26 protein-coding genes and 1 tRNA gene are annotated in these 24,695 nt (G+C 71.4%); 16 read left to right on the forward strand and 11 right to left on the reverse strand.

Annotation, left to right across the window (positions count from 1 at the left end; all coding sequences use genetic code 11):
• Positions 1-19: 19 nt before the first annotated feature.
• From R9Z33_RS02335 to R9Z33_RS02350, 4 genes are all read right to left on the reverse strand, one after another.
• Positions 20-1,573 (reverse strand): alkaline phosphatase D family protein, encoded by a 1,554-nt coding sequence (locus R9Z33_RS02335; protein ID WP_318649701.1) that lies wholly within the window; start codon positions 1,571-1,573, stop codon positions 20-22.
• Positions 1,566-2,243 carry a DUF599 domain-containing protein gene (locus R9Z33_RS02340; RefSeq protein WP_318649702.1) on the reverse strand — a complete coding sequence of 226 codons (678 nt, stop codon included), beginning with the start codon at positions 2,241-2,243 and terminating at the stop codon, positions 1,566-1,568. The genes R9Z33_RS02335 and R9Z33_RS02340 overlap by 8 nt, the downstream gene beginning before the upstream one ends.
• Positions 2,243-2,836 carry a 2-hydroxychromene-2-carboxylate isomerase gene (locus R9Z33_RS02345; protein ID WP_318649703.1) on the reverse strand — a complete coding sequence of 198 codons (594 nt, stop codon included), beginning with the start codon at positions 2,834-2,836 and terminating at the stop codon, positions 2,243-2,245. Before R9Z33_RS02345 ends, R9Z33_RS02340 begins: the two co-directional genes overlap by 1 nt.
• Positions 2,837-2,986: 150 nt before the next feature.
• Positions 2,987-4,204 (reverse strand): NADP-dependent isocitrate dehydrogenase, encoded by a 1,218-nt coding sequence (locus tag R9Z33_RS02350; protein WP_318649704.1) that lies wholly within the window; start codon positions 4,202-4,204, stop codon positions 2,987-2,989.
• A gap of 206 nt (positions 4,205-4,410) precedes the next feature.
• Between R9Z33_RS02350 and R9Z33_RS02355 the strand changes: the two genes are divergently transcribed.
• Complete coding sequence (locus tag R9Z33_RS02355) at positions 4,411-5,757, forward strand: Hpt domain-containing protein (protein ID WP_318649705.1); 1,347 nt, start codon at positions 4,411-4,413, stop codon at positions 5,755-5,757.
• Between the two features lie 78 nt (positions 5,758-5,835).
• Positions 5,836-7,008 (forward strand): acetyl-CoA C-acetyltransferase, encoded by a 1,173-nt coding sequence (locus R9Z33_RS02360; RefSeq protein WP_318649706.1) that lies wholly within the window; start codon positions 5,836-5,838, stop codon positions 7,006-7,008.
• 33 nt (positions 7,009-7,041) lie between these two features.
• Here R9Z33_RS02360 and R9Z33_RS02365 read toward each other — a convergent pair whose 3' ends face one another.
• The 3 genes from R9Z33_RS02365 to R9Z33_RS02375 all read right to left on the reverse strand — a co-directional run bounded on the left by R9Z33_RS02365 (position 7,042) and on the right by R9Z33_RS02375 (position 9,214).
• On the reverse strand, positions 7,042-7,326 hold the full coding sequence (locus R9Z33_RS02365; protein WP_318649707.1) for a hypothetical protein: 285 nt from the start codon (positions 7,324-7,326) through the stop codon (positions 7,042-7,044).
• Between the two features lie 131 nt (positions 7,327-7,457).
• The gene (locus R9Z33_RS02370) at positions 7,458-8,813 is read right to left on the reverse strand and encodes an ammonium transporter (protein WP_318649708.1); all 1,356 of its coding nucleotides are present in this window, start codon (positions 8,811-8,813) and stop codon (positions 7,458-7,460) included.
• 62 nt (positions 8,814-8,875) lie between these two features.
• Complete coding sequence (locus tag R9Z33_RS02375) at positions 8,876-9,214, reverse strand: P-II family nitrogen regulator (RefSeq protein ID WP_318649709.1); 339 nt, start codon at positions 9,212-9,214, stop codon at positions 8,876-8,878.
• Between the two features lie 224 nt (positions 9,215-9,438).
• Between R9Z33_RS02375 and R9Z33_RS02380 the strand changes: the two genes are divergently transcribed.
• Positions 9,439-10,701, forward strand: a complete 1,263-nt coding sequence (locus R9Z33_RS02380; protein ID WP_318649710.1) for a UbiH/UbiF/VisC/COQ6 family ubiquinone biosynthesis hydroxylase — start codon at positions 9,439-9,441, stop codon at positions 10,699-10,701.
• A gap of 19 nt (positions 10,702-10,720) precedes the next feature.
• Here the strand turns inward: R9Z33_RS02380 and R9Z33_RS02385 are convergent.
• Positions 10,721-10,796 (reverse strand) — tRNA-Ala (locus R9Z33_RS02385).
• A 169-nt stretch (positions 10,797-10,965) separates the two neighbouring features.
• Here R9Z33_RS02385 and R9Z33_RS02390 point away from each other — a divergent pair.
• From R9Z33_RS02390 to dut, 6 genes are read left to right on the forward strand one after another with little or no spacing between them, the layout of a single operon-like run.
• Positions 10,966-11,277, forward strand: a complete 312-nt coding sequence (locus R9Z33_RS02390; RefSeq protein ID WP_318649711.1) for a YggT family protein — start codon at positions 10,966-10,968, stop codon at positions 11,275-11,277.
• Positions 11,278-11,280: 3 nt separating this feature from the next.
• Positions 11,281-12,159, forward strand: coding sequence for a bifunctional methylenetetrahydrofolate dehydrogenase/methenyltetrahydrofolate cyclohydrolase FolD (folD, locus tag R9Z33_RS02395; RefSeq protein WP_318649712.1), 879 nt, complete (start codon positions 11,281-11,283; stop codon positions 12,157-12,159).
• Positions 12,156-12,398, forward strand: coding sequence for a hypothetical protein (locus R9Z33_RS02400; RefSeq protein ID WP_318651703.1), 243 nt, complete (start codon positions 12,156-12,158; stop codon positions 12,396-12,398). The genes folD and R9Z33_RS02400 overlap by 4 nt, the downstream gene beginning before the upstream one ends.
• Before the next feature lie 11 nt (positions 12,399-12,409).
• Positions 12,410-13,264 carry a DMT family transporter gene (locus R9Z33_RS02405; protein WP_318651602.1) on the forward strand — a complete coding sequence of 285 codons (855 nt, stop codon included), beginning with the start codon at positions 12,410-12,412 and terminating at the stop codon, positions 13,262-13,264.
• Positions 13,265-13,318: 54 nt separating this feature from the next.
• Positions 13,319-14,500: a bifunctional phosphopantothenoylcysteine decarboxylase/phosphopantothenate--cysteine ligase CoaBC gene (gene coaBC, locus R9Z33_RS02410; protein WP_318649713.1), complete on the forward strand. Its 1,182-nt coding sequence runs from the start codon at positions 13,319-13,321 to the stop codon at positions 14,498-14,500.
• Positions 14,497-14,934: a dUTP diphosphatase gene (gene dut / locus R9Z33_RS02415; RefSeq protein ID WP_318649714.1), complete on the forward strand. Its 438-nt coding sequence runs from the start codon at positions 14,497-14,499 to the stop codon at positions 14,932-14,934. Before coaBC ends, dut begins: the two co-directional genes overlap by 4 nt.
• 86 nt (positions 14,935-15,020) lie before the next feature.
• Here the strand turns inward: dut and R9Z33_RS02420 are convergent, their stop codons facing one another.
• On the reverse strand, positions 15,021-15,539 hold the full coding sequence (locus R9Z33_RS02420) for a cytochrome b (protein ID WP_318649715.1): 519 nt from the start codon (positions 15,537-15,539) through the stop codon (positions 15,021-15,023).
• 114 nt (positions 15,540-15,653) lie between these two features.
• On the opposite strand from R9Z33_RS02420, the gene R9Z33_RS02425 reads away from it, so the two are divergent.
• The 7 genes from R9Z33_RS02425 (at position 15,654) to R9Z33_RS02455 (ending at position 22,862) form a co-directional block, all read left to right on the forward strand.
• On the forward strand, positions 15,654-16,832 hold the full coding sequence (locus R9Z33_RS02425; RefSeq protein ID WP_318649716.1) for a cysteine desulfurase family protein: 1,179 nt from the start codon (positions 15,654-15,656) through the stop codon (positions 16,830-16,832).
• 9 nt (positions 16,833-16,841) lie between these two features.
• Positions 16,842-17,168, forward strand: a complete 327-nt coding sequence (locus R9Z33_RS02430; RefSeq protein ID WP_318649718.1) for a ferredoxin family 2Fe-2S iron-sulfur cluster binding protein — start codon at positions 16,842-16,844, stop codon at positions 17,166-17,168.
• On the forward strand, positions 17,158-17,883 hold the full coding sequence (locus R9Z33_RS02435; protein ID WP_318649719.1) for a TenA family protein: 726 nt from the start codon (positions 17,158-17,160) through the stop codon (positions 17,881-17,883). The genes R9Z33_RS02430 and R9Z33_RS02435 overlap by 11 nt, the downstream gene beginning before the upstream one ends.
• Positions 17,880-18,944: a tRNA 2-thiouridine(34) synthase MnmA gene (gene mnmA, locus R9Z33_RS02440; RefSeq protein WP_318649720.1), complete on the forward strand. Its 1,065-nt coding sequence runs from the start codon at positions 17,880-17,882 to the stop codon at positions 18,942-18,944. Before R9Z33_RS02435 ends, mnmA begins: the two co-directional genes overlap by 4 nt.
• Before the next feature lie 138 nt (positions 18,945-19,082).
• Entirely contained in the window at positions 19,083-19,448 is a 366-nt protein-coding gene (locus R9Z33_RS02445) for a hypothetical protein (protein WP_318649721.1), read from the forward strand.
• Between the two features lie 307 nt (positions 19,449-19,755).
• Complete coding sequence (locus R9Z33_RS02450) at positions 19,756-21,498, forward strand: type I secretion system permease/ATPase (protein ID WP_318649722.1); 1,743 nt, start codon at positions 19,756-19,758, stop codon at positions 21,496-21,498.
• Positions 21,498-22,862, forward strand: a complete 1,365-nt coding sequence (locus R9Z33_RS02455) for an HlyD family type I secretion periplasmic adaptor subunit (protein WP_318649723.1) — start codon at positions 21,498-21,500, stop codon at positions 22,860-22,862. Before R9Z33_RS02450 ends, R9Z33_RS02455 begins: the two co-directional genes overlap by 1 nt.
• A gap of 77 nt (positions 22,863-22,939) precedes the next feature.
• Here R9Z33_RS02455 and R9Z33_RS02460 read toward each other — a convergent pair whose 3' ends face one another.
• Both R9Z33_RS02460 and R9Z33_RS02465 read right to left on the reverse strand, forming a co-directional pair.
• On the reverse strand, positions 22,940-23,212 hold the full coding sequence (locus R9Z33_RS02460; RefSeq protein ID WP_318649724.1) for a hypothetical protein: 273 nt from the start codon (positions 23,210-23,212) through the stop codon (positions 22,940-22,942).
• 71 nt (positions 23,213-23,283) lie between these two features.
• Entirely contained in the window at positions 23,284-24,690 is a 1,407-nt protein-coding gene (locus tag R9Z33_RS02465) for a HAMP domain-containing sensor histidine kinase (RefSeq protein ID WP_318649725.1), read from the reverse strand.
• Positions 24,691-24,695: the final 5 nt, after the last annotated feature.

Consider the following 24,695-nt stretch of genomic DNA (forward strand, 5'->3'; position numbering starts at 1 on the left):
GGGAAGGCTAGTCCAAGCCTCAGGCGCGCTCCACCCCGCCGCCGCGCAGCGACGTGACGAAATGCCCGGCGGTTGTCAGCGGCGCGTCCGGCTGCTGCACGAAGGGGACGGCGCGGTAGATGGCGTGCAACTGGTCGCGCCCGGCCACATGCAGCGTGTAGCCGCGCCGGTTGCTGTTGAACCTGAGGTGCGGGTTCGCGGCCATGATCTCGGGCGCCGTTGCCTGGATGTCGCTCCCATCGCCCTCGCTGCTGATGGAGGTGCCGACGAATTCCACCAGCGGGCCGACCTCATTCGCCCAGGCGCGATGCACGTCGCCGGTCAGGACCACGCCGCCGGGACGCCCGGCGAACATGTCCAGCAGGCGCTGGCGGGCGGCGGGGTAGCCGTCCCAGCTGTCCATGCTGAGCGTGCCGCGCGGGAAGCGGCGCGGGGCGAGGAAGATCTGCTGCGCCAGGACGCGCCAGGTTCCGGGGCTGGCGTTGACGTTGGCACGCAGCCAAGCCTCCTGCGCCGTGCCCAGCACCTGGGCGTCGGGCCGATCCACTGCCGCACAGGGCACAACATTGCCATCGCCACAAGGCTGGTCATCGCGGAAGCGACGTGTGTCGAGTACGTGCAGGTCCAGCCGCCGGCCGAAGCGCAGGCGGCGATAGGCGGTGATCTCCGTGCCACGCGGCTTCGCGGCGGGCCGCACCGGCATGTGCTCGTACCAGGCCTGGAAGGCGGCGGCGGCGCGGAGCGCGAAGGTCTCGGGCGGCGTCGCCACCGGGAAGCGCGCCCCCCCGTCACGCTGGCTGATGAGGCCGACCCAATTGTTCTCCACCTCGTGGTCGTCATAGGTGACGACGAAAGGGTGCGCCGCATGCGCGGCGGCGAGGTCAGGGTCGGTGCGGTATTGCGCGTAGCGCGAGCGGTAGTCGTCCAGCGTCAGCGTCTCGCCGCCGTGATGCGTGCGGACCACCGGCCCCCAGCCGCGCGAACCCGACTGGCGGCCGGCATATTCGTAGATGTAGTCGCCGTAGTGGAAGACGAAGTCGATCTGTTCCTCGGCCGCCGCGTGGCGCCAGGCGGTGAAGTGGCCATGCTCGAAATTCTGGCAGCCGGCGTTGAGGAAGCGGATATCCCTATCCGTGTCGGGCCCGGGCGCGGTGCGGGTGCGGCCGATGGGTGTCTCGAAGGCGCCGAAGCGGAAGCGGTAAAAATAGGTTCGCGCGGGTTCGAGGCCGTAAAGGACGAGATGGACGGAATGCGCTTCCTCGGGCCGCGCCACCACCTCGCCGGAACGCAGGATGCGGCGCATCTGCGCATCGGCGGCGAGCTCCCAGCGGAGCGTGACCGGCACGGGCGCCATCCCGCCGCCGGGCTCGAGCGGCGCGGGGGCGAGGCGTGTCCAGAGGACGACGCTGTCTGGCCAGGGATCGCCGGAGGCGACGCCGAGCGTGAAGGGGTTGCCCGGCGCCTGGGCCCGGGCGCGCGGCGGCTGCGCCACGGCGAGGGCGGCGAGGCCGGTCGCGCCGCGCAGCAATCCCCGCCGGGCGAGGGCGAGGATGTCGCGCGCCGCGCTATCCATCGGCCAGGGCGTCGCGCACCACGGAGCGGAACTCCCGCCGGTGCAATTCGCGCAGCACGAGCAGCGAGGCCAGGATGAGCGCCACCGGATGGATGATCCAGGCGAGTGCCGCGAGGCCGAAGTAATAGGCGCGCAGCCCGGTGTTGAAGTGCCGCGCCGCGCGGTTCGCCACCTTCGCCGCCATCTCGGCCTGGGGCGTGAAGCTGGGGCCCAGGCCGATGCCGCCGATCACGATGGAGCAGTAGTTGAACTGCCTGAGCGCCCAGGTCAGCTCGAAGAAGGCGCGCACGAAGATCAGCACGAGCAGCGCGATCCGCATCTCCCAGGCGATGTCGCTGACCGGCGCATCGGTGAAGGGAAGCGCCGCCAGCACCCGCCGCCCCAGATCGGGCGAGCCGAGCAGCGCCACCAGGCCCGCCAGGATGAAGATGGAGGTGTTGGCGAGGAAGCCCGTGCTTTGCATCAGGTTGCCGATGATCGCCGTGTCGCTGATGCGGTTCTCGCGGTCCAGCAGGGCGATCATCCACCGCCTGCGGTGCTCGTCCATCGCGGCGATGACCGAGCGGCGCTGGATGCGCGGCACGCGATCCACCACGGCGGTATAGCCGGCCCAGCAGGCGAAGAAGACCGCCAGCGCCACGGCATCCAGGGGCGTCAGCAGCCCGCCCATCATCGGCCGGCGAGCTTCCTCTCGACGAAGTCCAGCCGGTCCTGGCCCCAGAAGATCTCGCCGTCGATGACGAAGGAGGGCGCGCCGAAGACGCCACGGGCCAGTGCGGCCTCGCTGTCGGCCTGGCGCATCGCCGCCCATCGCGGATCGGCGCCCTGCGCCAGCAGGGCCGCGCCGTCCTGACCGCATTCGGCGGCGAGTGCGGCGAAATCGGCCACGGGGTCACGATCCTCGGCCCAGAGGGCGGCCATGATCCGGTGCGCGAGGCGGATGGCGGGCGCGTCGCCCTGCGTCTCGCGCAGCGCGATCACGGCGTTCGCCAGCGCGGCCTCGGGGAAGGGGAAGTGCTTGGGCTCGAGCGTGAGCGGCAGGCCGGTCGCCATGCGCCAGCGGCGCAGCTCCATCATCCGGTAGGCCTGGCGCTGCGGCGAGCGCTTGGGCAGCGGCAACCCGCCCGAAGCCGGGAAGATCAGCCCGAAATCCACTGGCCAGAATTTCAGCGTGGCCCCATGCGCCGCGCAGAGCGCCTCGATCCGGGCCGAGCCCAGATAGGTCCAGGGGGAGTTCAGGGAACCGTAGTAGTCAACATGCATGGCCAGCATCCTCCAGATGGATGCAGCCTGGGGGAAAAATCCGCCCCCCGAAACCCTCCCGTGGCTTTGCCACGGGAGGAAGAGTCGAGCCCCGGAGAATCAGAACCAATCCGGGGTCCCAAGGAAGACGCGAAGCGGCTTTTTGGGGGGTTAGGCCATCGCCTTCTTCAGGTTCTCGTCCAGCGCGGCCAGGAAGGCCTGGGTGGAGAGATAGGGCTGGTCCTTGCTGATGAGGATCGCGAGATCCTTCGTCATCTGCCCGCCCTCGACGGTGGAGATGCAGACCTTCTCCAGCGTCTCGGCGAAGTTCACCACATCCGGCGTGTTGTCGAACTTGCCGCGATAGGCGAGGCCGCGCGTCCAGGCGAAGATCGAGGCGATCGGGTTCGTGCTCGTCTCGCGGCCCTTCTGGTGCTCGCGATAGTGGCGCGTCACCGTGCCGTGCGCCGCCTCGGACTCGACGGTGTTGCCGTCGGGCGAGAGCAGCACCGAGGTCATCAGGCCGAGCGAGCCGAAGCCCTGCGCCACGATGTCCGACTGCACGTCGCCATCGTAGTTCTTGCAGGCCCAGACATAGCCGCCTTCCCACTTCAGCGCGCAGGCCACCATGTCGTCGATCAGGCGATCCTCGTAGACGAGGCCGGCGGCCTTGAACTTGTCGGCGAATTCCGCGTCGAACACGCGGCGGAAGATGTCCTTGAACTCGCCGTCATAGGCCTTGAGGATCGTGTTCTTGTGGCTGAAATACACCGAGTAGCCACGCGAGAGGCCGTAGTTCAGCGAGGCGCGGGCGAAGCCCTCGATGCTGGCGCGGGTGTTGTGCATGCCCATGAGCACGCCGCCACCGGCCGGGAAGTTGGTCACTTCCAGCTCGACCGGCGCGCCGCCATCGGCGGGCGTCCAGGTCAGCGTGGCCTTGCCGGCGCCGGGGATCTTCGTCTCGGCGGCGCGGTAGATGTCGCCATAGGCATGGCGGCCGACGACGATCGGCTTGGACCAGTGCGGCACCAGGCGCGGCACGTTCTTGCAGATGATCGGCTCGCGGAAGATCGTGCCGTCGAGGATGTTGCGGATGGTGCCGTTCGGGCTGCGCCACATCTTCTTCAGGCCGAATTCGGCGACGCGCGCCTCATCGGGGGTGATGGTCGCGCACTTCACGCCCACGCCATACTGCTTGGTGGCGTTGGCGGCATCCACCGTCACCTGGTCATCGGTCTGGTCGCGATACTCGATGCCGAGGTCGTAATACTTCAGGTCGATGTCGAGATAGGGCAGGATCAGGCGGTCCTTGATGAACCCCCAGATGATGCGCGTCATCTCATCCCCGTCCATCTCGACGACGGGGGTCTTCACCTTGATCTTTGCCATATCCTCAATCCCTCGTGCCGCCTTGGCGGCGCCCGGCGGATGCCGGCCGGCTGGCGGTCGCCCTTGATGTTGCACTGCGGCGCGCAACATCGCACCGGCGCCCGGCCTGGACAAGCCCGCGGGAAAAGCCGCCATGGGAATGTGCCGCTTGCGGCACGGAGTCTCTGTCTGTTTATTGGAACAAACACCCTGGGGGTTTCCAGGCCATGGCCCCGTCCGGCCGCGCGCTGATCCATTCCTTGCTGCACCGCTCCTCCATCGCCTTCATGCTGCTGGTGACGACCCTGCTGGTCGCGAGCTGGCTGCTGATCGAGGATGGCACGCATGGCCTGCGCCAGGCGGCGCTGGCGCAGGCCACCCAGGCCTCGGCCCGCGCCGCCCTGGCCGTGAAGGATGAGCTGCAGCCGGCCGAGGCGCGGCTGATGCAGGCGCAGCGCGAGGGCCGGCCCGGCCCCGGCGTCGCGATGGCCGTCCTGCCGCCCGATGTGACCGCCACGCTCTCGGGCGCCGAGGCCGGGCAGCTCCGCTTCTGGCCGCTGCCGCGCGGCGGGGGGGCGCCGCCCGAGGTGCTGGCCTTCCTGGTGCCGGCGCAGCCGGGCGCCGCCACGCCGATGCTGCGAATCCCCGTCGCGACCCTGGAATCGCTGCTGGCGCCGCCGCCCGGGACGGCGCTCAGGCTGGTCACGGGCCTGGGCACGGAACTCGCCGCCGCCGGCACGCCGGGCGATGTCACGGCCAGCCTCTGGGTGCGGGAGGGCGCGCTGCGGGTGGATGCCAGCGCCACGCCCGCCCGCATGTCGCTCGCCGTGCTGCTGATTCCGTTCTTCGGGCTGGGGACGCTCGGCTTCATCTTCCGCCGGCACCTCCAGCGGACCGACCGGGTGGAGCTGAAGCTGACGGCGCTGCGCGGCAGCCTCGCGCGGCATGCGGCGCAGCTCAGCGTGAACGAGGCGCGGATGCGTCTCTCCCAGAACGAGCGGCTGGCGGCGGAGCGGCGGCAGCAATCACTGGTCGAGGCCTGGCCGGTGCCGGTGGCGCTGCTCGACCCGGAGGGGAAGCTCTCCGCCTGGAACGAATCCTTCGAGGCCCTGCTGCCGCCCGAGACGCTGCGGCGGGACCTGCCCTCGGGCATGCTGACCCGGCACCTGGATATCCGCGCGCCCGGCAAGGACAATGGCCGCCGCGGCCCGGGCAACCGGCCGCGCGTGCGCTCCATCAGCATGGCCGATGGCAGCCGCCTGCTGGAGGCGCTGCCCGATGCGCCCGCCAAGGGGCTGGATGAGGCGCGGCTGCTCTGCCGCGAGGAGATGCTGGCCCTGGCCCCGCAGCTGCGGGAGGCGGTGCGGCTGGGCGATGGCGCGGCGGCGCGGCGCCAGGCGCATGCGATGCGAGGGCTCGCGGCCAATTTCGGCCTCTCGGCGCTGGTGCCCGTGCTCCAGGCGCTGGAGACCGCCGCCGCCGCGCCGCAGATGGCGGGGCTGGATTCGGCGCTGGCCGCCTTCGAGGGCGAATTCGACGCCGCCCTCCGGCAATTGGGCAGTGCCACGGCCTGAGGGGTGCTGCGCGGTTGCGCGGGCCGGGGCGAAGCGCGAGACTGGGTGCCGAACCAACCCCTCGGAGGGCCATCAGCCATGGATATCGTCATCGCCTCCGCCGCGCGCACGCCGGTGGGCAGCTTCAACGGAGCCTTCGCCAGCCTCGCCGCCCATGACCTCGGCAAGGTCGCGATCGAGGCCGCGCTCTCCCGCGCGGGCGTCGCGCCCGCCGATGTGGATGAGGTGATCCTGGGCCAGATCCTCGCCGCCGGCGCCGGGCAGAACCCGGCCCGCCAGGCCGCGGTGAATGCGGGCATCCCGGTCGAGCGCACGGCCTTCGGCATCAACCAGCTCTGCGGTTCGGGCCTGCGCGCCGTGGCGCTGGCGGCGCAGCAGATCTCCTGCGGGGATGCCTCGATCGTCGTGGCCGGCGGGCAGGAGAGCATGACCCAGGCGCCGCATTGCGCGCAGATGCGCGCGGGCCAGAAGATGGGCAGCCTGGAGCTGGTGGACACCATGCTGCGGGATGGCCTGATGGACGCTTTCCACGGCTACCACATGGGCAACACGGCCGAGAACGTGGCGCAGAAGTTCCAGCTGACCCGCCAGGAGCAGGATGAATTCGCCGCCGCCAGCCAGCGCAAGGCGGGCGAGGCGATGGCGGCCGGCCGCTTCAAGGACGAGATCGCGCCCGTGACCGTGAAGACCCGCAAGGGCGAGGTCGTGGTCAGCCAGGACGAATACCCGAAGCCCGAGACGACGGCCGAGGTGCTGGCCAAGCTGCGCCCGGCCTTCAACAAGGAGGGCACGGTCACCGCCGGCAATGCCTCGGGTATCAATGATGGCGCCGCCGCCGTGGTCGTGATGTCGGCCGAGGAAGCGCGCCGCCGGGGCATCACGCCGCTGGCCCGCATCGTGAGCTGGGCGACGGCGGGCGTGGACCCGTCGGTGATGGGCACGGGCCCGATCCCGGCGAGCCGCAAGGCGCTGGCCAAGGCCGGCTGGACGGTGGGCGACCTCGACCTGATCGAGGCGAACGAGGCCTTCGCGGCGCAGGCCTGCGCGGTCAACAAGGACCTGGGCTGGGATACCAGCAAGGTGAACGTGAATGGCGGCGCCATCGCGCTCGGCCATCCCATCGGCGCCTCGGGCGCGCGCGTGCTGACCACGCTGCTCTACGAGATGCAGCGCCGGGACGCGAAGAAGGGCCTGGTCACGCTGTGCATCGGTGGCGGCATGGGTGTCGCCATGTGCCTGCAGCGCGACTGAGGGACGGAGCGGGGCCGGTTTCGCCGGCCCCCTTCAGATGAATTGCCCGCGCAGGAAGCCCAGCGCGGGCAGCGGCGTCCATTTGCGTGGCAGGTCCGAGCGCCGGATGGGCGCGACGGAATAATGCGGCAGCGGCTGCTTCGAGCGTTCCAGGAAATCGGCATAGGCCCGCACCTGCTGGGCCCGCCAGGCGCGGTCCTCCAGGGCGGCGGCGCGGCTGCGGAAGATCTCGGCCACGCGGTTGGCACGGCCGACGGTGGCGACCACCGCCCACAAGGTATCCTCGTCGCCTCGCGGCAGCGATGTGATGTCCCGCATGCCCTCACATAAGGAAATGACCGGTGGCCGGGTCAAGCGGTTCCTGCGGCGCGGGGGCTGAAAAAACCGCCATGAAAAAGGCGCCGGAGGTTGCCCCCCGGCGCCCGTGATTCCCCCGGAAGGGTGGCGGCCTACCCCAGGCGCTCGCCATGCTGCGTGACGTCGAGGCCTTCGCGCTCCTCCTCCTCCGAGACGCGGAGGCCGACCATGGCGTCCACGATCTTCAGCAGGATGAAGGTGGCGACGGCGGAGTAGGCGATCGTCACCAGCACGGACTTCACCTGGATCCAGAGCATGTCCGGGTTGCCGTAGAGCAGGCCGGAATAGGCCAGCGCGGCTTCGGCGTCGTCCGTCTTGTAGAGCATGCCATAGGCGAAGACGCCGGTGAGGATGGCACCCACGATGCCGCCCACGCCGTGCACGCCGAAGGCGTCCAGGCTGTCATCGTAGCCGAGCGCCTTCTTCAGCGCCGTCGCGGCCCAGAAGCAGATCACGCCGGAGGCGCCGCCGATGATCAGCGCGGCGCCGGGGAAGACCCAGCCCGAGGCCGGCGTGATGGCGACGAGGCCCGCCACCGCGCCCGAGATGGCGCCCAGTGCGGAGGGCTTGCCCTTGGTGGCCCACTCCGCGAAGACCCAGGTGAGCGTGCCCATGGCGGCGGCCACCATCGTCACCAGCATCGCCATGCCCGCACGGCCATCGGCCGCGAGCGAGGAGCCGGCGTTGAAGCCGAACCAGCCCACCCAGAGCAGCGCGGCGCCGATCATGGCGAAGGCGAGGTTGTGCGGCGACATGTTGTCATGCCCGTAGCCCACGCGCTTGCCGAGGACGATCGCGGCCACCAGGCCCGCGACGCCCGCATTGATGTGCACCACCGTGCCGCCCGCGAAGTCCAGCGCGCCCCAGGCCCAGATCAGGCCGGCCGGATGCCAGACGGCATGCGCGATCGGCGAATAGACCAGCAGCGACCAGGGCACGATGAAGAGGCAGACGGCGCTGAACTTCATGCGGTCCGCCACGGCGCCGAAGATCAGCGCCGCGGTGATGATCGCGAAGGTCATCTGGAACATGGCAAAGACCGTCTCGGGGATGGTCGTCGCGACTTCGCTCTCGCCACCCAGGCCCTTGCCCAGGATGAAGGGACCGTTCCACTCGATGCCCGCGAGCATGACCTTGGAGAAGTCGCCGAAATAGAGGCCGCCATTGCCGAAGGCGATGGAATAGCCCGCGACCATCCAGGTGACGGCGATGAGCGCGGCCACGAAGAAGGACTGCATCATGGTGGCCAGCACCGTCTTCTTGCGGACCATGCCCGCGTAGAAGAGGGCGACGCCCGGGATGGTCATCATCAGCACGAGGCAGGTGGCGACGATCATCCAGGCGGTGTTGCCGGCGTCGAGCTTGGGCTCGTCGGCCGCCATCGCCGGCAGCGCGGCCAGCGCCAGCATCGGGGCGGCGAGCAGCGCGCCACGCATCCAGGGTTTCATGGTCAGGCTTCTCCCAGGGGAAAGGGCGCGAGACAGCGCCGTGTCAGGTTGTGTGGGCCGGCTCACAGGGCGGAGCCGTCGGTTTCGCCGGTGCGGATGCGCAGCGCGCGGTCGAGGTCGAGGACGAAGATCTTGCCGTCGCCGATCTTGCCGGTGCGGGCGGCGCCGGCGATGGCCTCCACCACCGCATCCGCCAGTTCGGCGGCCACGGCGACCTCGATCTTGAGCTTGGGCAGGAAGCTCACCTGGTATTCGGCGCCGCGGTAGATCTCGGTCTGGCCCTTCTGCCGCCCGAACCCCTTCACCTCCGTCACCGTCAGCCCCTGCACGCCGAGCGGGGTGAGCGCGTCGCGCACCTCGTCGAGCTTGAAGGGCTTGATGATCGCCATCACGAGCTTCATCCGCCTGCCTTTCATGCAAAAAAAACGCCGGCCCTGGTCCGGCCCCTGGCTTGCCATCCAAGACTCGTGCCAGCCGGGAAAGCCTTGGGAAAACCCTTGCGGGACCGAGTCTTGCGCGTGGTGCTGCACAATTTGCGGGCAATTGTGCAGGCGCGAAGGCGAGTCTTTCGGCCCTCGCGCCCCCCGTCTCTTGCGTTACGCGGGAATGGCCTAAGCTCTGGGGCATGAACCTCATCGCCGCCCCTGACCTGATCTCGACTCCCAGCCTCACGGTCGCCGTCGCCATCATCGGCGCGGGGCCGGTGGGCGCCACGCTGGCCGCGGCCCTGGCCGCCCGCGGCGTCCCGGTGGCGGTGGTGGATGCGGCGCCGCTGCCGCCCATGGAGCTCGCCGGATTCGACGGCCGCGCCTATGCCATCGCGCTCGCCTCCAAGCGGCTGCTGGAGCAGGCGGGCATCTGGGAGCGCCTGCCCGGCGCGCCCTGCCCGATCGAGGGCATCAAGGTGGCCGATGGCCGCGTGGGCGAGGCGCCCTCCTCGCTCGACCTGGATTTCGAGGCGTCAGAGGTGGCGGACGAGCCCTTCGGCTGGATGGTGGAGGCCCGCGCCCTGCGCGTCGCGCTCAATGCGCGGCTGCCGCATCTTGCGCATCTGCAGGCCTTCGCGCCGATGACGGCGAAGGTGACGCGCGGGCCGGAGGGCGCCGTGGTGACGCTGGCCGATGGGCGGGTGATCCATGCCGCCCTGGTGGTGGGCGCCGAGGGGCGGGGCAGCCCGCTGCGCCAGCAGGCCGGCATCGGCACGGCGCGGCATGATTACGGGCAGATCGGCATGGTCGGCGCCTTCGCGCATGAGAAGCCGCACCACAACCGCGCGCTGGAACTCTTCCTGCCGGCCGGCCCCTTCGCGCAATTGCCGCTGGCGAGCCTCGGCAGCTATGGCACCGGCACGCTGCCTCATGCTTCCTCCTTCGTCTGGACCGAGCGGCGCAGCGTGGCGACGCGCATGCTGGCGCTGTCGGATGCGGATTTCGCGCGCGAATTGCGGCGCCGCATCGGCGACCACCTGGGCGCCATCGAGCCCATCGGCCGCCGCTGGCACTACCCGCTGACGGCGATGCACGCGACGCGCTACGTGGCCGAGCGCCTGGCCCTGGTGGGGGATGCGGCGCATGGCATGCACCCCATCGCCGGGCAGGGACTCAACATCGGCTTCCGCGATGTGGCGGCGCTGACCGAGCTGGTGGCGGATGCTCATGCGGCGGGCGAGGATGTGGGCAGCGCCGCGCTGCTCGCGCGCTACCAGGCGAGGCGGCGGCCGGATGCGCTGATGATGATCGGCGCGACCCATGTGCTGGAGAAGCTGTTCGGCAACGATGTGGGCCCGGTGCGCTGGGCGCGGCGCCTCGGCATTGCGGCGGTGGATCGGATTCCCGGCCTCAAGCGCGCCTTCGCGCGGCAGGCGATGGGGCTGCCGCTGCGCGGCTAGGCGATGTCGGGAGGCGGAGTGGTGGAGCTGAGGGGAATCGAACCCCTGACCTCGTCATTGCGAACGACGCGCTCTACCAACTGAGCTACAGCCCCGCACCACATCACCGGCGCTGTCGCACCGGCTGCGGGGCGCGTCATGCGGGATGAGGGCGGGGGTGTCAAGCGTCCCCCCGGGGGCGGCAACCGCACTCCCCCTTGCCGGTTCAGCGACCTTCCGCGACAAGGAACCCTTCACGCCGTCCCTTTCGGAGCGCCGACGTCCATGATCCTCGACGCCTTGTTCTTCCTGGTCCAGGCGGGGCTCACCCTGTTCTTCTGGGCCATCCTGATCGCGGCGGTGCTCTCGCTGCTCATCGGCTTCAACGTGCTGGACACGCGCAACCGCGTGGTCTGGACCATCTCCGACTTCTTCTACCGCGTGACCGAGCCCGCCATGCGCCCGGTGCGGAACAGGCTTCCAAATCTGGGGGGCATTGATCTCTCGCCGCTGGTCGTCCTGCTGCTGGTCCAGGCCGCCATGCTGCTGGTCGCGGCCATCAAGGGCTACATGATCGCCTTCGGCCTGTATTTCTGAACCATGGCGAAGATCCTTGACGGCAAGGCGGTGGCCGAGCGCCTGCGCGGCCAGCTCGCCACCCGGATTGCGGCGCTGGACTTCCGGCCCGGCCTGGTCGTGCTCCGCGTGGGCGAGGACCCGGCGAGCGGTGTCTATGTCCGCAACAAGGACAAGGCGGCGACGGCGGCCGGCTTCGCCTCCCGCACGCGGCATCTGCCCGAGAGCACGACGGAAGCCGAGCTGCTGGCCGAGATCGCGGCCCTGAACGCGGACCCGGCGGTGGATGGCATCCTCGTCCAGCTCCCGCTGCCCGCCCATATCCGCGCCGAGGCGGCGATCGCGGCGGTGGACCCGGCGAAGGATGTGGACGGCTTCCATCCGATCAATGCCGGGCGGCTCGCCTCCGGCCTGCCGGGACTTGTTCCCTGCACCCCGCGGGGCGCGATGCACCTGCTGGCCGAGGCCGGGGCCAGCCTGCGCGGCGCCCGGGCCGTGGTGGTGGGCCGCAGCCAGATCGTTGGCCGGCCCATGGCGCAGCTGCTGCTGGCGGCCGACTGCACCGTGACCATCGCCCATTCCCGCACGCGGGACCTGCCGGAGGAATGCCGCCGCGCGGACATCCTGATCGCCGCCGTGGGCCGGCCCGAAATGATCCGCGGCGACTGGGTGCGCGAGGGCGCGATCGTCATCGATGTCGGCATCAACCGCCTGCCGGATGGCAGGCTCGTGGGCGATGTCGCCTATGCCGAGGCGCTGCCGCGCGCGGCCGCCATCACGCCGGTGCCGGGCGGCGTCGGCCCCATGACCATCGCCTGCCTGCTCGAGAACACGCTCGAAGCGGCCCTGGCGCGGCGTGGGCGCAGGGTTGGTGTGGCGGCTGCGCCCCAGGGAAGACCATGATCCTGCACCGCGCCTTGCAGGTGTTTGGCGGCCTGGCCTTGCTGGCCTGCCTGCATCTGGCCTGGGGGGCCACGCCCTGGGGCGGCGAGGGCTGGTCCCGCGCGCGCATGCTCTATGCCGGGGCGGGGGGGGTCTCCTCCCTCGCGCTGATCGCCATCGGCGGCCTCGGCATCACGCTGCGCCGCCAGCAGGAGGCACTGGCCCGGATCGAGGCCCTGCTGCGCCAGAAGCAGGGCTAAGGCCGGCTTCCATCAACCTCCTTCTCGCCACGCTCTACGTGCTGATGTGGGGCTCCGCCTTCAATGCGGCGCGCCTCGTCGCGCTGGAATGGCCGGCCCTCTGGGCCCTGGCCATCCGTTTCGTCGCGGTGGTGCCGCTGCTCTGGCTGATCTGGCGCTGGCGGCGCGTGCCCTTCCCGGTGGGCGAGGATCGCTGGCGCCTCGCGCTGATGGGCGCCTTCGGGATGGGCGGATACCTGGCCTGTGCCTGGGTCGCCTCGGCGCATGTGCCTTCGGGGCTGGTGGCGCTGCTGGCCGCCTGCGCGCCGCTCTTCGTGGCGCTGGGCGAGGCCTGGCGCGGGCAGCGACTGAGTCCGGGCGGGTGGCTTGGCCTGGCCCTCGGCTGGATCGGCGTCGCGACGCTCGGCTTCCTGCGCTCGGCCGACGGGCTGGAGGCGGCCGAGGCCTGGGGCATCGGCCTCGCGCTCTGCGGCGCCTTCCTCCAGGCGGTGGGCGTTCTGGCCTATGCCCCGGCGCGCGCCCGGATGGATCCCTGGGCCGCCAATCTCGGCCAGACGGCGGTGGCGAGCCTGGTGCTGATCCTGCTCACCGTTGGCCTGGGCGGGCCGCCGCCCAAGGAGGCCAGCGGCACGCTGATCCTTGCCATGGTCTATTCCTGCCTCGCGGTCGGGATCGCCGGCTATGGGCTGTTCTTCGTGGTGATCCGCCGCTTCGGCGCCTCCAACGCGGCGGCGCTGCAGCTCATGGCGCCGCCCGTCGCGGCCGTGCTCGGCTGGGCCTTCATGGGCGAGCGGCTGGCCTGGGGTGACCTGCTGGGGGGTGCGATCACGCTGGCCGGCCTGTTGCTCATGTTCCGGGCGCGCTGAGCCGGGCGCGCGGTGACTTTGCCCTTTCGCCGGATCCCGGCCTAACTTCGCGTCATGCTTCACGGCCGCAAGATCCTGCTGATCGTCTCGGGCAGCGTCGCCGCCTTCAAGGCGCTGATGCTGGTCCGCCTGCTCCGCGCCGAGGGCGCCACGGTGCGCGCCGTGCTGACCGCGGGCGGCGCCCGCTTCGTTACGAAGGAGTCGCTCGCCGCCATCACGGGCGAGCCGGTGCAGGACGACCTCTGGGCGGCCGAGGCCGAGATCGGCCATATCCGGATGGCGCGCTGGGCCGACCTTGTGGTGGTCGCCCCCGCCTCGGCCAACCGCCTGGCGCAGATGGCCCAGGGCCTCGCCCCCGATCTCGCCGGCTGCATCCTGCTGGCGACGCGCGCGCCCGTGCTGGTGGCGCCGGCGATGAATCCCGCCATGTGGGCGCACCCCGCCACGCGCGCGAACATGGCCACACTCCTGGCGCGCGGCGTGCGGGTGGTGGGGCCCGAGGATGGCCCGATGGCCGAGCCGGAATCCGGGCCGGGGCGGCTGGCCGAGCCCGAGGCCATGGCGGCGGCGATCCGCGCCGTCTTTGCCACCGGTCCGCTCTCGGGCCTGCACGCGCTGGTGACGAGCGGGCCGACGCATGAGCCGATTGATCCGGTGCGCTACATCGCCAATCGCAGCAGCGGCAAGCAGGGCCACGCCATCGCGGCGGCGCTGGCCGCCCTCGGCGCGCGCGTGACGCTGGTGAGCGGCCCCGTCGCCCTGGCCGACCCGCCCGGCGTCACGGTGCGGCGCGTGGAGACGGCGCGCGAGATGCTGGCCGCCTGCGAGGCCGCCCTGCCGGCCGAGATCGCCATCTTCGCCGCCGCCGTCGCCGATTGGCGCGTGGCACGGGAGGCCGGGCAGAAGCTGAAGAAGCAGCCGGGCGAAGCCGCGCCCACGCTCGGCATGGCGCTGAACCCGGACATCCTGGCCACGCTCTCGCGCCACGCGCAGCGCCCGCGGCTCGTCATCGGCTTCGCCGCCGAGACCGAGCATGTCGTGGAGCACGCGCGGCAGAAGCTGGCGCGCAAGGGCTGCGACTGGATCGTGGCGAATGACGTTTCCGGCGATGTGATGGGTGGTGCGGAGAATGCCGTGCACCTGGTCACCGCCGCCGCCGTGGAGGACTGGCCGAGGATGCCCAAGGAACAGGTCGCGGCGCGGCTCGCCGCCCGCATCGCGGAGCAGCTCGCATGAAGGTCCTGGTCCAGCGCCTGCCGCATGCCGAGGGCCTGCCGCTGCCCGCCTATGCCACGCCCGGCTCGGCCGGGATGGACCTGCTGGCGGCGCGCGAGATGGTGATCCCGCCCGGCGGCCGCGCCCTGGTGCCGACGGGCCTGGCCGTGGCCATCCCGGATGGCTTCGAGATGCAGGTGCGCCCGCGCTCCGGCCTCGCACTCAAGCATGGCGTGACGGTGCTGAACGCGCCGGGCACGGTGGACAGCGACTATCGCGGCGAGGTGGGCGTGATCCTGCTCAACACGGCGGCCGAGCCCTTCGCCATCGCGCGGGGCGAGCGCATCGCCCAGGCGGTCTTCGCGCCGGTGACGCGCGCCGTCTGGGAAGAGGTGGTGGTGCTGCCCGAGACGCAGCGCGGCACGGGCGGCTTCGGTTCGACCGGGCGGGGCTAGAGGAAGACGCGTTGAGGCGGAATCGCCGAAGCGCGGAATTATCCGCCCAGGAGAGGCCTGACCCTGCGGCGTGAACGCAGCGTGGTCTATCGCCTGCGGGGGAGCATCCGCTCCAGCAGCCCGTCGCGCAGGATGTACTGGTGGAAGATCGCCGCCGCGGCATGCAGCAGGGCGAGGATCACCAGCGCGTTGGAGGCGAGCTCATGCGCGCCCTTCAGCGTGCGGGAGAAGGCGCGGTCCGGCGTCATCGGCGAGGGCAGGGGGATGAAGCCGAGGAAGGACATCTCCGACCCGCGCGCCCAGAGCGCCGCGAGGCCGAGCGCCGGCGCCAGCAGCATCGTCACGTAGAGCGCCACATGGGCGAGATGCGCCGCGCGCGCCATCCAGGCGCCCATCGGCACCGGCGCGGGATGCGGGGCGAGGCCGCGCCAGAGGATCCGGATCAGGCTCAGCCCGAACACGGCGAGGCCGAGCGAGCCGTGCAGGTTGGTGCCCGGCCCGCCCCGCCCCTGGGCGAGCTCGCTGGTCACATAGGCGCCCAGGATCAGCAGCGCGATCAGCCAATGCAGGGCGAGCGTCAGGGGGTCGTGGCGGGGGTGGGCCATGGGGTTTTTTTCTCCGGCCCGGAGGGATTGGCACGGCGCGGGCGGCCGCGCCTTGATCGGGCGCAAGCCGCATGGCTTGCCGAAGCGGCCGCGCCGGGCCACCTCTGTGCCATCATGCGCCCGAACCGCCCGATCTACCTCGACCACCACGCCACCACCCCGCTCGACCCGCGGGTGCTGGCCGCCATGCGCCCCTGGTGGGAGGAGAATTTCGCCAACCCCCATTCCGTCGAGCACGCCATGGGCCGCGCGGCGGAGGAGGCGGTGGAGGCGGCCCGCGCCCAGGTGGCGGAGCTGATCGGCGCCGACGCGCGCGAGATCATCTTCACCTCCGGCGCCACCGAGGCGAACAACATCGCCATCAAGGGCGCCGCGCGCTTCGCCGCCGCCGATGGCCGCGCGCCGCGCCGCATCATCACCCTCGCCACCGAGCACAAATGCGTCCTCGAATCCGTGCGCGACCTCGCGGCCGAGGGCTTCGAGCCGGTGATCCTGCCGGTGCGGCCCGATGGCCTGCTCGACCTCGACCTGCTGCGGGCGGCGCTGGAGGTGCCCACGCTGCTCGTCTCGGTCATGGCGGTGAACAACGAGACGGGCGTGGTGCAGGACCTGGCCGCCATCGGCGCCCTGGCGAAGGAGGCGGGTGCCCTCTTCCACACCGACGCCGCCCAGGCGGCCGGCCGCATCCCGCTCGACGTGGAGGAAATCCGGGCCGACCTGCTCTCGCTCTCGGGCCACAAGATGTATGGGCCGAAGGGGGTGGGCGCGCTCCATGTCCGCCGCCGGCCGCGCGTTCGCCTCGCCCCGCTCTTCAGCGGCGGCGGGCAGGAGCGGGGGCTGCGCAGCGGCACGCTGCCGGCGCCGTTGCTGGTCGGCATGGGGGAGGCGGCGCGCATCGCCGCCGCCGAGGGGATGCTGGATTCCGGCCGCATCACCGGCCAGCGCCAGCGCCTGCTGGACGGGTTGATGGCCGCCATCCCGGGCCTGCGGATCAACGGCACGATGGAGAGCCGGGTCGCCGGCAATCTGAACCTGACCTTCCCCGGCGTGGAGGCGCAGGCCCTGCTGGCGGCCCTGCCCGATCTCTGCCTCTCCACCGGCTCGGCCTGTTCCTCGGCCGAAATCGCCCCCTCCTATGTGCTGGGCGCGATGGGAATTCCCGATTCCGAGGCTCGGGCCACCTTGCGGATTGGGCTGGGGCGTTTTACCTCGCCCGCCGAGATGGACCGTGCGGCCGCCCTGATCGGCGCCGCCTGGCAGCGCCTTTCCTCAACCCAGCACGCCGCGGAGTAGTATCGAACCATGCCGAAGATGACCTTCATCGAGCGCGACGGCACGCGCCGCGAAGTCGAGGCGGCGCTCGGCCTGTCCGTGCTGGAGATCGCGCATCGCCATGGCGTGGACATCGAGGGCGCCTGCGAGGGCAGCCTCGCCTGCTCCACCTGCCATGTGATCGTGGACGCCGCCTGGTTCCCCAAGCTGGCGGAGCCGACCGAGGATGAGGAAGACATGCTCGACCTCGCCTTCGACCTGCAGGAGACCTCGCGCCTCGGCTGCCAGCTCATCATGACCGAGGCGCTGGACGGGCTGGTGGTCAAGCTGCCCGCCGGCAGCCGCAATGCCGGCTGACCTGACCACGGCCGATCCGCTGGCCTTCGGCGCCGAAGGCGGCCTGTTCCGCAGGCTGCGTGACGCCTCGGGCGCGGATTGGACGGGCTACACCTGGCATCCCTTCGTGCAGCAGCTTTCCGCCGGAACGCTGCCGCTGCCGGCCTTCCAGCACTACCTGATCCAGGACTACCTCTTCCTGATCCATTTCGCGCGCGCCAAGGCGCTGGCGGTTGTGAAGGGCGAGAGCCTGCAGGCGATGCGCGACAAGGCGGCCGCCGTCCTCGCCATCCTGGACGAGACGCTGCTGCACCTGAAGTATTGCGCGGAATGGGGCCTCTCCGAGACGCAGGTCACGCAGATCCCGGAAACGCTGGAGACGGTGTCCTACACCCGCTGGGTGCTGGATCGCGGCCTCGCGGGGGACATCCTGGACCTTGAGATCGCGCTCGTGCCCTGCACCGTGGGCTATGCCGAGGTGGCGCGGCGCATCATGGCCGATCCGAAGCGGATGGTGGCGGGCAACCCCTACCAGTCCTGGATCGAAAGCTATGCCGGCGAAGGCTACCAGAGCATGGCCGAAGCCGCCGCGCGGCGCATTGACGCGCTGGGCGTGAGCCATGGCGGGGAGGCGCGCTTCGCCTCGCTGCTGCGCGACTTCTCGATGGCGGCGCGGCTGGAACAGGGCTTCTGGCAGCAGGGGCTGGATGCCGCTGGGCTTGCCAAGACCCCATGAAAATCCTCGTCGCCATGTCGGGCGGCGTGGACAGCAGTGTGGTCGCCGCACTGCTGCATGAGCAGGGGCATGAGGTCGTCGGCGCCACCCTTCAGCTCTACGACCACGGTGCCGCCGTGCAGAAGAAGGGCGCCTGCTGCGCCGGGCAGGACATCCATGACGCGCGCAACGTGGCCGAGCATCTCGGCATCCCGCATTACGTGCTGGACCGCGAGCAGCGCTTCCGCGACGCGGTGATCCAGGATTTCGCCGACAGCTACGCGCGCGGCGAGACGCCCATTCCCTGCATCCGCTGCAACCAGACGGTGAAGTTCCACGACCTGACGGAGCTCGCCGCCGATCTCGGCTGCGAGATGCTGGCGACCGGCCATTACGCCCGCCGCCTGGACGGGGCGCAGGGGGCGGAGCTGCACCAGGCGGTGGATCCGGTGCGGGACCAGAGCTACTTCCTCGCCCACACCACCCGCGCGCAGCTGGAACGCACGCTGTTTCCGCTCGGCGGCTTCGCCAGCAAGGCCGAGGTGCGCGCCCACGCGGCGCGGCTGGGCGTGGCGGTGGCCGAGAAGCCGGACAGCCAGGACATCTGCTTCGTGCCCACCGGCAGCTACGCCGATGTGGTCCAGAAATTCCGCCCCGAGGCGCTGGAGCCCGGCGAGATCGTGGACACGGAAGGCCGCGTGCTCGGCCAGCATCGCGGCCTCGCGCGCTACACGGTGGGGCAGGGGCGGGGCCTCGGCCTCTCGCGGCGCGAGGATGAGGAAGCGCTCTATGTGGCGCAGCTTGATGCGCCGCGCCGCCGCGTGGTGGTGGCGCATCGCCCGGCGCTCGCCCGCGCCAGGATTGCCGTGGGCGAGGTGAACTGGCTGATCGCGCCGCCCGCGGGCGCCTTCCGCTGCGAGGCGAAGCTGCGTGGGCGCGAGCAGCCCGCGCCGATGATGGCCGAATGGGACGGCGCGACGCTGGCGCTGACGCCCGATGAGCCCGCCATCGCGGCGCCGGGCCAGGCGGCGGTGCTCTATGACGGCGCGCGCGTCCTGGCGGGTGGCTTCATCCGCGCCTGAGGGCGCTTCTTTGCCCGCCGGCATTCATGCTTTCGCAACCAGCGCGCGCGCAATCTGCCCGTGCGGGGGTCCGTCCCCCCGCGCTGGCCGGTTGCGATTCTGGCCAGCCTCGCGGTTTGTCAGGAAAGGATTTCCGGCATGAACTTGGCCAATACGGCCCCCGGCCCCGTGCCCTGGGGCGGCGCCCCGCCGCTTGCCCTGCCGGCATCGGCTTTCGTGTCGCTCCAGCTCAGCTTCGACCTGGCGGCCCCGCCGGAGCCCGCCTCCGGGGCGCCCCCTTCCTGGTTCGCGCTGAGCGAGGTGCGCGACAGCTCCCGCCATGGCGCCGAGGTCGCGGCGCTGCTCGTCATGCTGCAGCCGGTCGAGAGTGGCTTCGCGCCCCTGCTGGCCGAGGCCGCGCCCCCCGCGCTGGAGCAGGCGCCCCCCCTTCCGCCGCCCGAGCCGGCGGCCTGGATGCCGCCCCCCGCGGTCAGCCTTCCCCCGCCCGACTGGCTGATGCTCTGACCCATCGCGGGCCGGCGGATCACCTGGCCGGGAAGTGGATTTCCTGGACAGGAGCCGTCCAAAATTGTTTAATAGTTAAAGTGCCCTGCACACGCCCCAGGCGGTCTCCCGGCCGGGTTCCCCCCCGTCGGACGGTATGCATCCTGGCAGGTTTTCATGTAATCCGCTCGGGCGGGTGGCGGCCCGGCAGGCCGTGGGGCGCGCTGACAGGTCATGGCCCAAGGGCTTTCGATTCCACGCGGTGTGGAAAAGGTGCGCAAGTGATGTCTCGACGGGATCCGAAGGCCATGCAGACGGGCCACGGCGCATGAGCGGCACCCAGGCCGCCCGCGGGGCCGTGCCGCTCGCGGAGACGCCGCTCGGCAAGGCGCTCGCCGTCTGCCGCCGCCAATTCTGGCTGGTCGCCGCCTTCTCGGGCGTGGTGAACCTGCTCCAGCTCACCGTCTCGATCTACATGATGCAGGTGTTCGACCGCGTGCTCGCCACGCGCAACACCGACACGCTGCTCTACCTCACCCTCGTCGCGATCTTCGCGCTGATGATCCTCGCCATGCTCGAGGCGGTGCGCAGCGTCATCATGCAGCGCATCGCCGCCTGGGTGGAGCATCGCGTGGCGCCGGAGGGCTTCATGCGCGCCGTGGAGGGCCAGCTGCGCGGCGGCAACTACCGCATGGAGGCGCTGCGCGACCTCGGCATGTGCCGCGCCTTCCTGGGCTCGCCCGGCATGCTCGCGTTGTTCGACCTGCCCTGGGTGCCCGTCTATATCGGCCTCGTCTTCCTGCTGCACCCGATGCTGGGCTGGCTCGCGCTCGGCGGCGCCATCATCCTCTTCATCCTGACGCTGACGAACGAGGCCATCACCTCCAAGGCGCTGCAGACGGCCGGCGTCGCCGCCATGCAGGGCCATCGCCGGGCCGAGGCCATCGCCCGCAACGCCGAGGTGATCGACAGCATGGGCATGATGCCCGCCGTGCTGCGGCGCTGGCGCGGCGTGCTGGCCAATGCCCAGGAACCGCAGGAGACGGCGGCCGATCGCGCGGCCATCATCCTCTCGCTCATCAAGTTCTTCCGCCTTGCCGTGCAGCTGGCCGTGCTCGGCCTCGGCGCCTGGCTGGTCCTCCAGCAGGAGCTGACCTCGGGCGCCTCCATCGCCGCCTCCATCGTGATGGGCCGCGCGCTGGCGCCGGTCGAACAGGTGGTGGGCTCCTGGAAGCAGCTGGTGCAGGCGCGCTCCGCGCTGCGCCGCCTCAAGGTCTTCCTGACCATGCCGCGGCTGCGCCCGGCCGGCATGCCGCTGCCTGCCCCCCGCGGCGACCTCTCCGTCGAGCGGGTGAGCTACAATTTCCCGGGCCAGAACGTCTCCATGATCAAGGGCGTCAGCTTCGCGCTGGCCGCCGGCGAGAGCCTCGCCATCATCGGCCCCTCGGCCGCGGGCAAGACGACGTTGGTCCGCATGCTGATCGGCACGCTGCCGCCCACGGCGGGCGCCGTGCGCCTCGACGGCGCCGACGTCTTCCTCTGGCAGCGCGAGGATTTCGGCCGCTACCTCGGCTACCTGCCGCAGGATGTGGAGCTGTTCGAGGGCACCGTCTTCGACAACATCGCCCGCCTTTCCGAGGCCGAGCCCGAGGCCGTGTTCGAAGCCGCGAAGCTTGCCGGCTGCCATGAGATGATCCTGCGCCTGCCCGCCGGCTATGAGACCGAGATCGGCGATGCCGGCGCGCATCTCTCGGGCGGGCAGCGGCAGCTCGTCGGTCTCGCGCGCGCGCTGTTCGGCGCGCCGCGCCTCGTCGTGCTGGACGAGCCCAACAGCAACCTCGATGGCGACAGCGAGGCCGCGCTTGGCCGCGCGCTCCAGCGCCTGAAGGCGCAGGGCGTCACCGTCGTCCTCGTCTCCCACCGGCCGGCCCTGGTGCAGGAGGTGGACAAGGTCCTGGTCATGAAGGACGGCGCGGCCGAGCTCTTCGGCCCGCGCGCCGAGGTGCTCAAGCGCCTTTCCGGCCCGCCGCGCCCGGTGCAGCTCGCCTCCGCCGGAGGGAGTGGCGCCTGATGCTCGACACCACCGAGACCCGGCTCCCCGTGCCGCGCCCCGCGGTGCAGCCCGCGCGCATGCCGCCCGAGATCGAGACCGAGGCGCCGCGCACGCGGGGCGTGGTCCTGTTCGGCCTCATCGTCATGTTCGGCTTCTTCGGCGGCTTCATGGCCTGGGCCGTCTTCGCCCCCCTCTCCGAGGCGGCGATCGCGCCGGGCATGATCAAGGTGGAGGGCACCCGCCGCACGCTGCAGCACCTGGAAGGCGGCATGGTGCGCGAGATCCTGGTGCGCGATGGCGACCAGGTGCGCGAGGGCCAGGTGCTGATGCGGCTGGATGACGTGCAGTCGGGCTCGGCGGTGGCGGGCCTCGTCGCGCAGCGCGATGCCTTCCTGGCGCAGCAGGCGCGCCTCGTGGCCGAGCTGGAGCGCGCCGAAAGCATCACCTTCCCGCCGGAGCTGCTGGCCTCGCGCGAGCCGCGCGCGGCCGAGGCCATGGCCGGGCAGCGCAACCTCTTCCAGGCGCGCCAGGCGAGCCTCTCCAGCCAGCTGAACGTGCTGACCAACCGGCGCGACCAGGCGCGGGGCACCATCGCCTCGGCCGAGGGGCAGATCGAGGCGGCGCGCCGCCAGCTCACGCTGCTGGTGCAGGAGGAGGCGATGCGGCGCGGCCTCGTCCAGCAGGGCCTGGCCCGCCTGCCCGAACTGCTGGCGCTGCAGCGACAGCTCGCCGCGACCGAGGGCCTGATCGCCGACCTGACCGGCCAGATCCGCCGCGCCAATGCCGCCGTCGAGGAGGCCGAGAGCCAGACCCGCCAGGCGACGGACCAGCGCCTGCAGGAGGCCGGGACCGAACTGCGCGAGGTGGTGGGCCGCCTCGCCGAGGTGGAGGAGCGGCTGCGCGCCGCGGCCGACATCTCCACCCGTCGCGACATCGTGGCCCCCGAGGACGGGACCATCGTGAACCTGCGCGTCTTCAACCTGGGCGCCGTGCTCCGCCCGGGCGACCCGGCGATGGAGCTGGTGCCGGTGCGCGACCGGCTGATCGCCGAGGTGCATGTGCAGCCCATGGACATCGACGTGGTCTTCACCGGCCTGCCGGCGGAAATCCGCCTGCCCGCCTTCAAGCAGCGCCTCGTGCCCTACCTGCATGGCGAGGTCACCTTCGTGGCGCCGGACATCACGGTGGACCCGCAGACGCGCGCCAGCCACTACCGCGCGCATATCCGCATCGATGCCGAGCAGCTGGCCCGGCTGCCCGCCGTCTTCCTGACGCCGGGCATGCCGGTGGAGGCGCATATCCAGCTCGGCAGCCGCACCTTCTGGCGCTACATCACGCAGCCCGTGGTGGACAGCTTCCACCGCGCCTTCCAGGAGCCCTGAGCCGGCCAGACCAGGCTGCGTTCACTGCGCATGGTCCAGGCTTGGCTGGGAGGATGCTTCGGCGATTCCGCCCCGATCTAACCGCCGCGCGGCGCCTCGGCCCGGGTGGCGCGCAGGGCGCGGCGAAGCTTGGCGATGCCGGTCCGCACATGGCCCGAGGCGCAGAGCCGCTTGCCCTCCTCGGCCAGCTCGCGCGGGGTGCCGCTGACCGGTGTCGGGCTCGCGGCCAGGCGGGCGGCCAGCGCCTCGCAATACTCGGCATTGTCGGTGGTGGTGCGCGACGTGCCCTCATCGGCCCGCGCGGGGCCGAACGACAGCAGGATGACAGCGAGGGTGGCGAGGCGACGCATGGCCCAGACATGCGCCGCGCGGCGTCTCGGGGGGATGGGCCGGCCGTGAAGCCTTGGTCATGGAGGGCGAGCTATTCGGCCGGGGCGTCGAGTCCGGCCCCGGGCAGGAGCAGCGCCACCTTGAGCCCGGGCGGCTCGGCGCCGGGTTTCGCATCGGCCAGCATCACCTCGCCCGCATGCAGCTGCGCCACCGCCCGCACCAGCGCGAGGCCAAGGCCGGAGCCGGGCAGGTTGCGGGAGGCATCGGCGCGGAAGAAGCGGTCCATGGCCCGCGCGCGGTCCTCGGGCGAGAGGCCGGGGCCGGAATCGCTCACCGCGATCTCGATGCCCCGTTCGTCCTGGCGGGCGGTCAGCCGGACCACGCCGCCCACGGGCGTGAACTTGATGGCGTTGTCGAGCAGGTTCGCCACCGCCTGCAGCAGCAGGTCGCGGTCGCCCAGCATGGGCAGGTGCTCGGGCATCCCGGTCTGAAGGGTCTGCTCGCGGGCCTCGGCCATCACCTCGTAGAATTCGGCGGCGTCGCGCAGCACCTCGGGCAGGTCGAGCGGCGCGAAGGCGGCGCGGCGGGCGCCGGCCTCGGCCTCGGCGATGCGCAGCAGGGCCTGGAAGATACGGGTGATGTTGTCGAGGTCGGCGATGCCCTCCTCCACCGCGGCGCGCAGCTCCTCCTCGGTGGCGGCGGTGGCGAGGCTGCCTTCCAGCTTGCCGCGGGCGCGGGCGATGGGGGTGCGAAGGTCATGCGCGATGGCATCCGCCACGCCGCGCATCCCCGCCATCAGCGCCGCGATCCGGTCCAGCATGGCGTTCATGGTCGCGCCCAGCCGGTCGAACTCGTCACCCTGCGGGGAGAGGGGGACGCGCTGCGAGAAATCCCCCGCGGCGATGCCCTGCGCGGTGGCGACGGCCGGGCGCATGCGGTTCTGCAGCGCCCGGCGGATCACCGCCGCGCCCATGACCGCGAAGAGCAGCACGGCGCCGAGCGACCAGGCGACGCCCTCGGTCAGCAGCAGGCGGAGCTGCACGCGCTCGCTCTCGTCCCGGCCGACGAGCAGGCGCAGCCCCGGCAGGTCGCGCCGGTGGACGCGCGCCTCGGCAGTCGCGCCGTCATGCAGGATGCGGGTGCGGAACCAGGCGCCCTCCTCGCCGATGGCGGTGGGCCAGGTGGTAAGGTTGCCGGCCAGCTTCACGCCTTGCGCGTTCACCAGCAGGTAGATGGTCTCGTTCTCGGCATCGAGGGCGAGGCGCTCCTCGATCGCGTCGATCAGGCCCTGGGCGCCGGCATCGCGATAGCGCTCGACCAGGGCCGAGGCATCGGTGCGGATGGCGGCGATGGTCTGCCGGTCCAGCGCGCCCGCCGTCGCCCACCAGAGCACCGCCACCAGGAAGGCGGCGGCGACCGAGAAGATGCCGACGAACAGCAGGGCGAAGCGGAACCCGGCCGATTGCAGCAGGCGGGGGGCCTGCGCCGCGCGCGGCATCAGGC

The organism is Sediminicoccus rosea (genome assembly GCF_033547095.1).
Classification (GTDB): domain Bacteria; phylum Pseudomonadota; class Alphaproteobacteria; order Acetobacterales; family Acetobacteraceae; genus Roseococcus; species Roseococcus rosea.

Bases quoted from the DNA above. Each gene is read 5' to 3' on its own strand.
- R9Z33_RS02425 (WP_318649716.1), top strand. From the start codon at position 15,654: ATGCGCCCGAACCGCCCGATCTACCTCGACCACCACGCCACCACCCCG.
- R9Z33_RS02380 (WP_318649710.1), top strand. From the start codon at position 9,439: ATGAACCTCATCGCCGCCCCTGACCTGATCTCGACTCCCAGCCTCACG.
- R9Z33_RS02360 (WP_318649706.1), top strand. From the start codon at position 5,836: ATGGATATCGTCATCGCCTCCGCCGCGCGCACGCCGGTGGGCAGCTTC.
- R9Z33_RS02430 (WP_318649718.1), top strand. From the start codon at position 16,842: ATGCCGAAGATGACCTTCATCGAGCGCGACGGCACGCGCCGCGAAGTC.
- R9Z33_RS02465 (WP_318649725.1), bottom strand. From the start codon at position 24,690: ATGCCGCGCGCGGCGCAGGCCCCCCGCCTGCTGCAATCGGCCGGGTTC.
- R9Z33_RS02375 (WP_318649709.1), bottom strand. From the start codon at position 9,214: ATGAAGCTCGTGATGGCGATCATCAAGCCCTTCAAGCTCGACGAGGTG.
- R9Z33_RS02460 (WP_318649724.1), bottom strand. From the start codon at position 23,212: ATGCGTCGCCTCGCCACCCTCGCTGTCATCCTGCTGTCGTTCGGCCCC.
- R9Z33_RS02335 (WP_318649701.1), bottom strand. From the start codon at position 1,573: ATGGATAGCGCGGCGCGCGACATCCTCGCCCTCGCCCGGCGGGGATTG.
- R9Z33_RS02455 (WP_318649723.1), top strand. From the start codon at position 21,498: ATGCTCGACACCACCGAGACCCGGCTCCCCGTGCCGCGCCCCGCGGTG.
- R9Z33_RS02370 (WP_318649708.1), bottom strand. From the start codon at position 8,813: ATGAAACCCTGGATGCGTGGCGCGCTGCTCGCCGCCCCGATGCTGGCG.
- R9Z33_RS02450 (WP_318649722.1), top strand. From the start codon at position 19,756: ATGAGCGGCACCCAGGCCGCCCGCGGGGCCGTGCCGCTCGCGGAGACG.
- R9Z33_RS02350 (WP_318649704.1), bottom strand. From the start codon at position 4,204: ATGGCAAAGATCAAGGTGAAGACCCCCGTCGTCGAGATGGACGGGGAT.
- R9Z33_RS02340 (WP_318649702.1), bottom strand. From the start codon at position 2,243: ATGGGCGGGCTGCTGACGCCCCTGGATGCCGTGGCGCTGGCGGTCTTC.
- R9Z33_RS02390 (WP_318649711.1), top strand. From the start codon at position 10,966: ATGATCCTCGACGCCTTGTTCTTCCTGGTCCAGGCGGGGCTCACCCTG.
- R9Z33_RS02400 (WP_318651703.1), top strand. From the start codon at position 12,156: ATGATCCTGCACCGCGCCTTGCAGGTGTTTGGCGGCCTGGCCTTGCTG.
- dut (WP_318649714.1), top strand. From the start codon at position 14,497: ATGAAGGTCCTGGTCCAGCGCCTGCCGCATGCCGAGGGCCTGCCGCTG.
- R9Z33_RS02420 (WP_318649715.1), bottom strand. From the start codon at position 15,539: ATGGCCCACCCCCGCCACGACCCCCTGACGCTCGCCCTGCATTGGCTG.
- R9Z33_RS02355 (WP_318649705.1), top strand. From the start codon at position 4,411: ATGGCCCCGTCCGGCCGCGCGCTGATCCATTCCTTGCTGCACCGCTCC.
- R9Z33_RS02345 (WP_318649703.1), bottom strand. From the start codon at position 2,836: ATGCATGTTGACTACTACGGTTCCCTGAACTCCCCCTGGACCTATCTG.
- mnmA (WP_318649720.1), top strand. From the start codon at position 17,880: ATGAAAATCCTCGTCGCCATGTCGGGCGGCGTGGACAGCAGTGTGGTC.
- coaBC (WP_318649713.1), top strand. From the start codon at position 13,319: ATGCTTCACGGCCGCAAGATCCTGCTGATCGTCTCGGGCAGCGTCGCC.
- R9Z33_RS02445 (WP_318649721.1), top strand. From the start codon at position 19,083: ATGAACTTGGCCAATACGGCCCCCGGCCCCGTGCCCTGGGGCGGCGCC.
- folD (WP_318649712.1), top strand. From the start codon at position 11,281: ATGGCGAAGATCCTTGACGGCAAGGCGGTGGCCGAGCGCCTGCGCGGC.
- R9Z33_RS02435 (WP_318649719.1), top strand. From the start codon at position 17,158: ATGCCGGCTGACCTGACCACGGCCGATCCGCTGGCCTTCGGCGCCGAA.
- R9Z33_RS02365 (WP_318649707.1), bottom strand. From the start codon at position 7,326: ATGCGGGACATCACATCGCTGCCGCGAGGCGACGAGGATACCTTGTGG.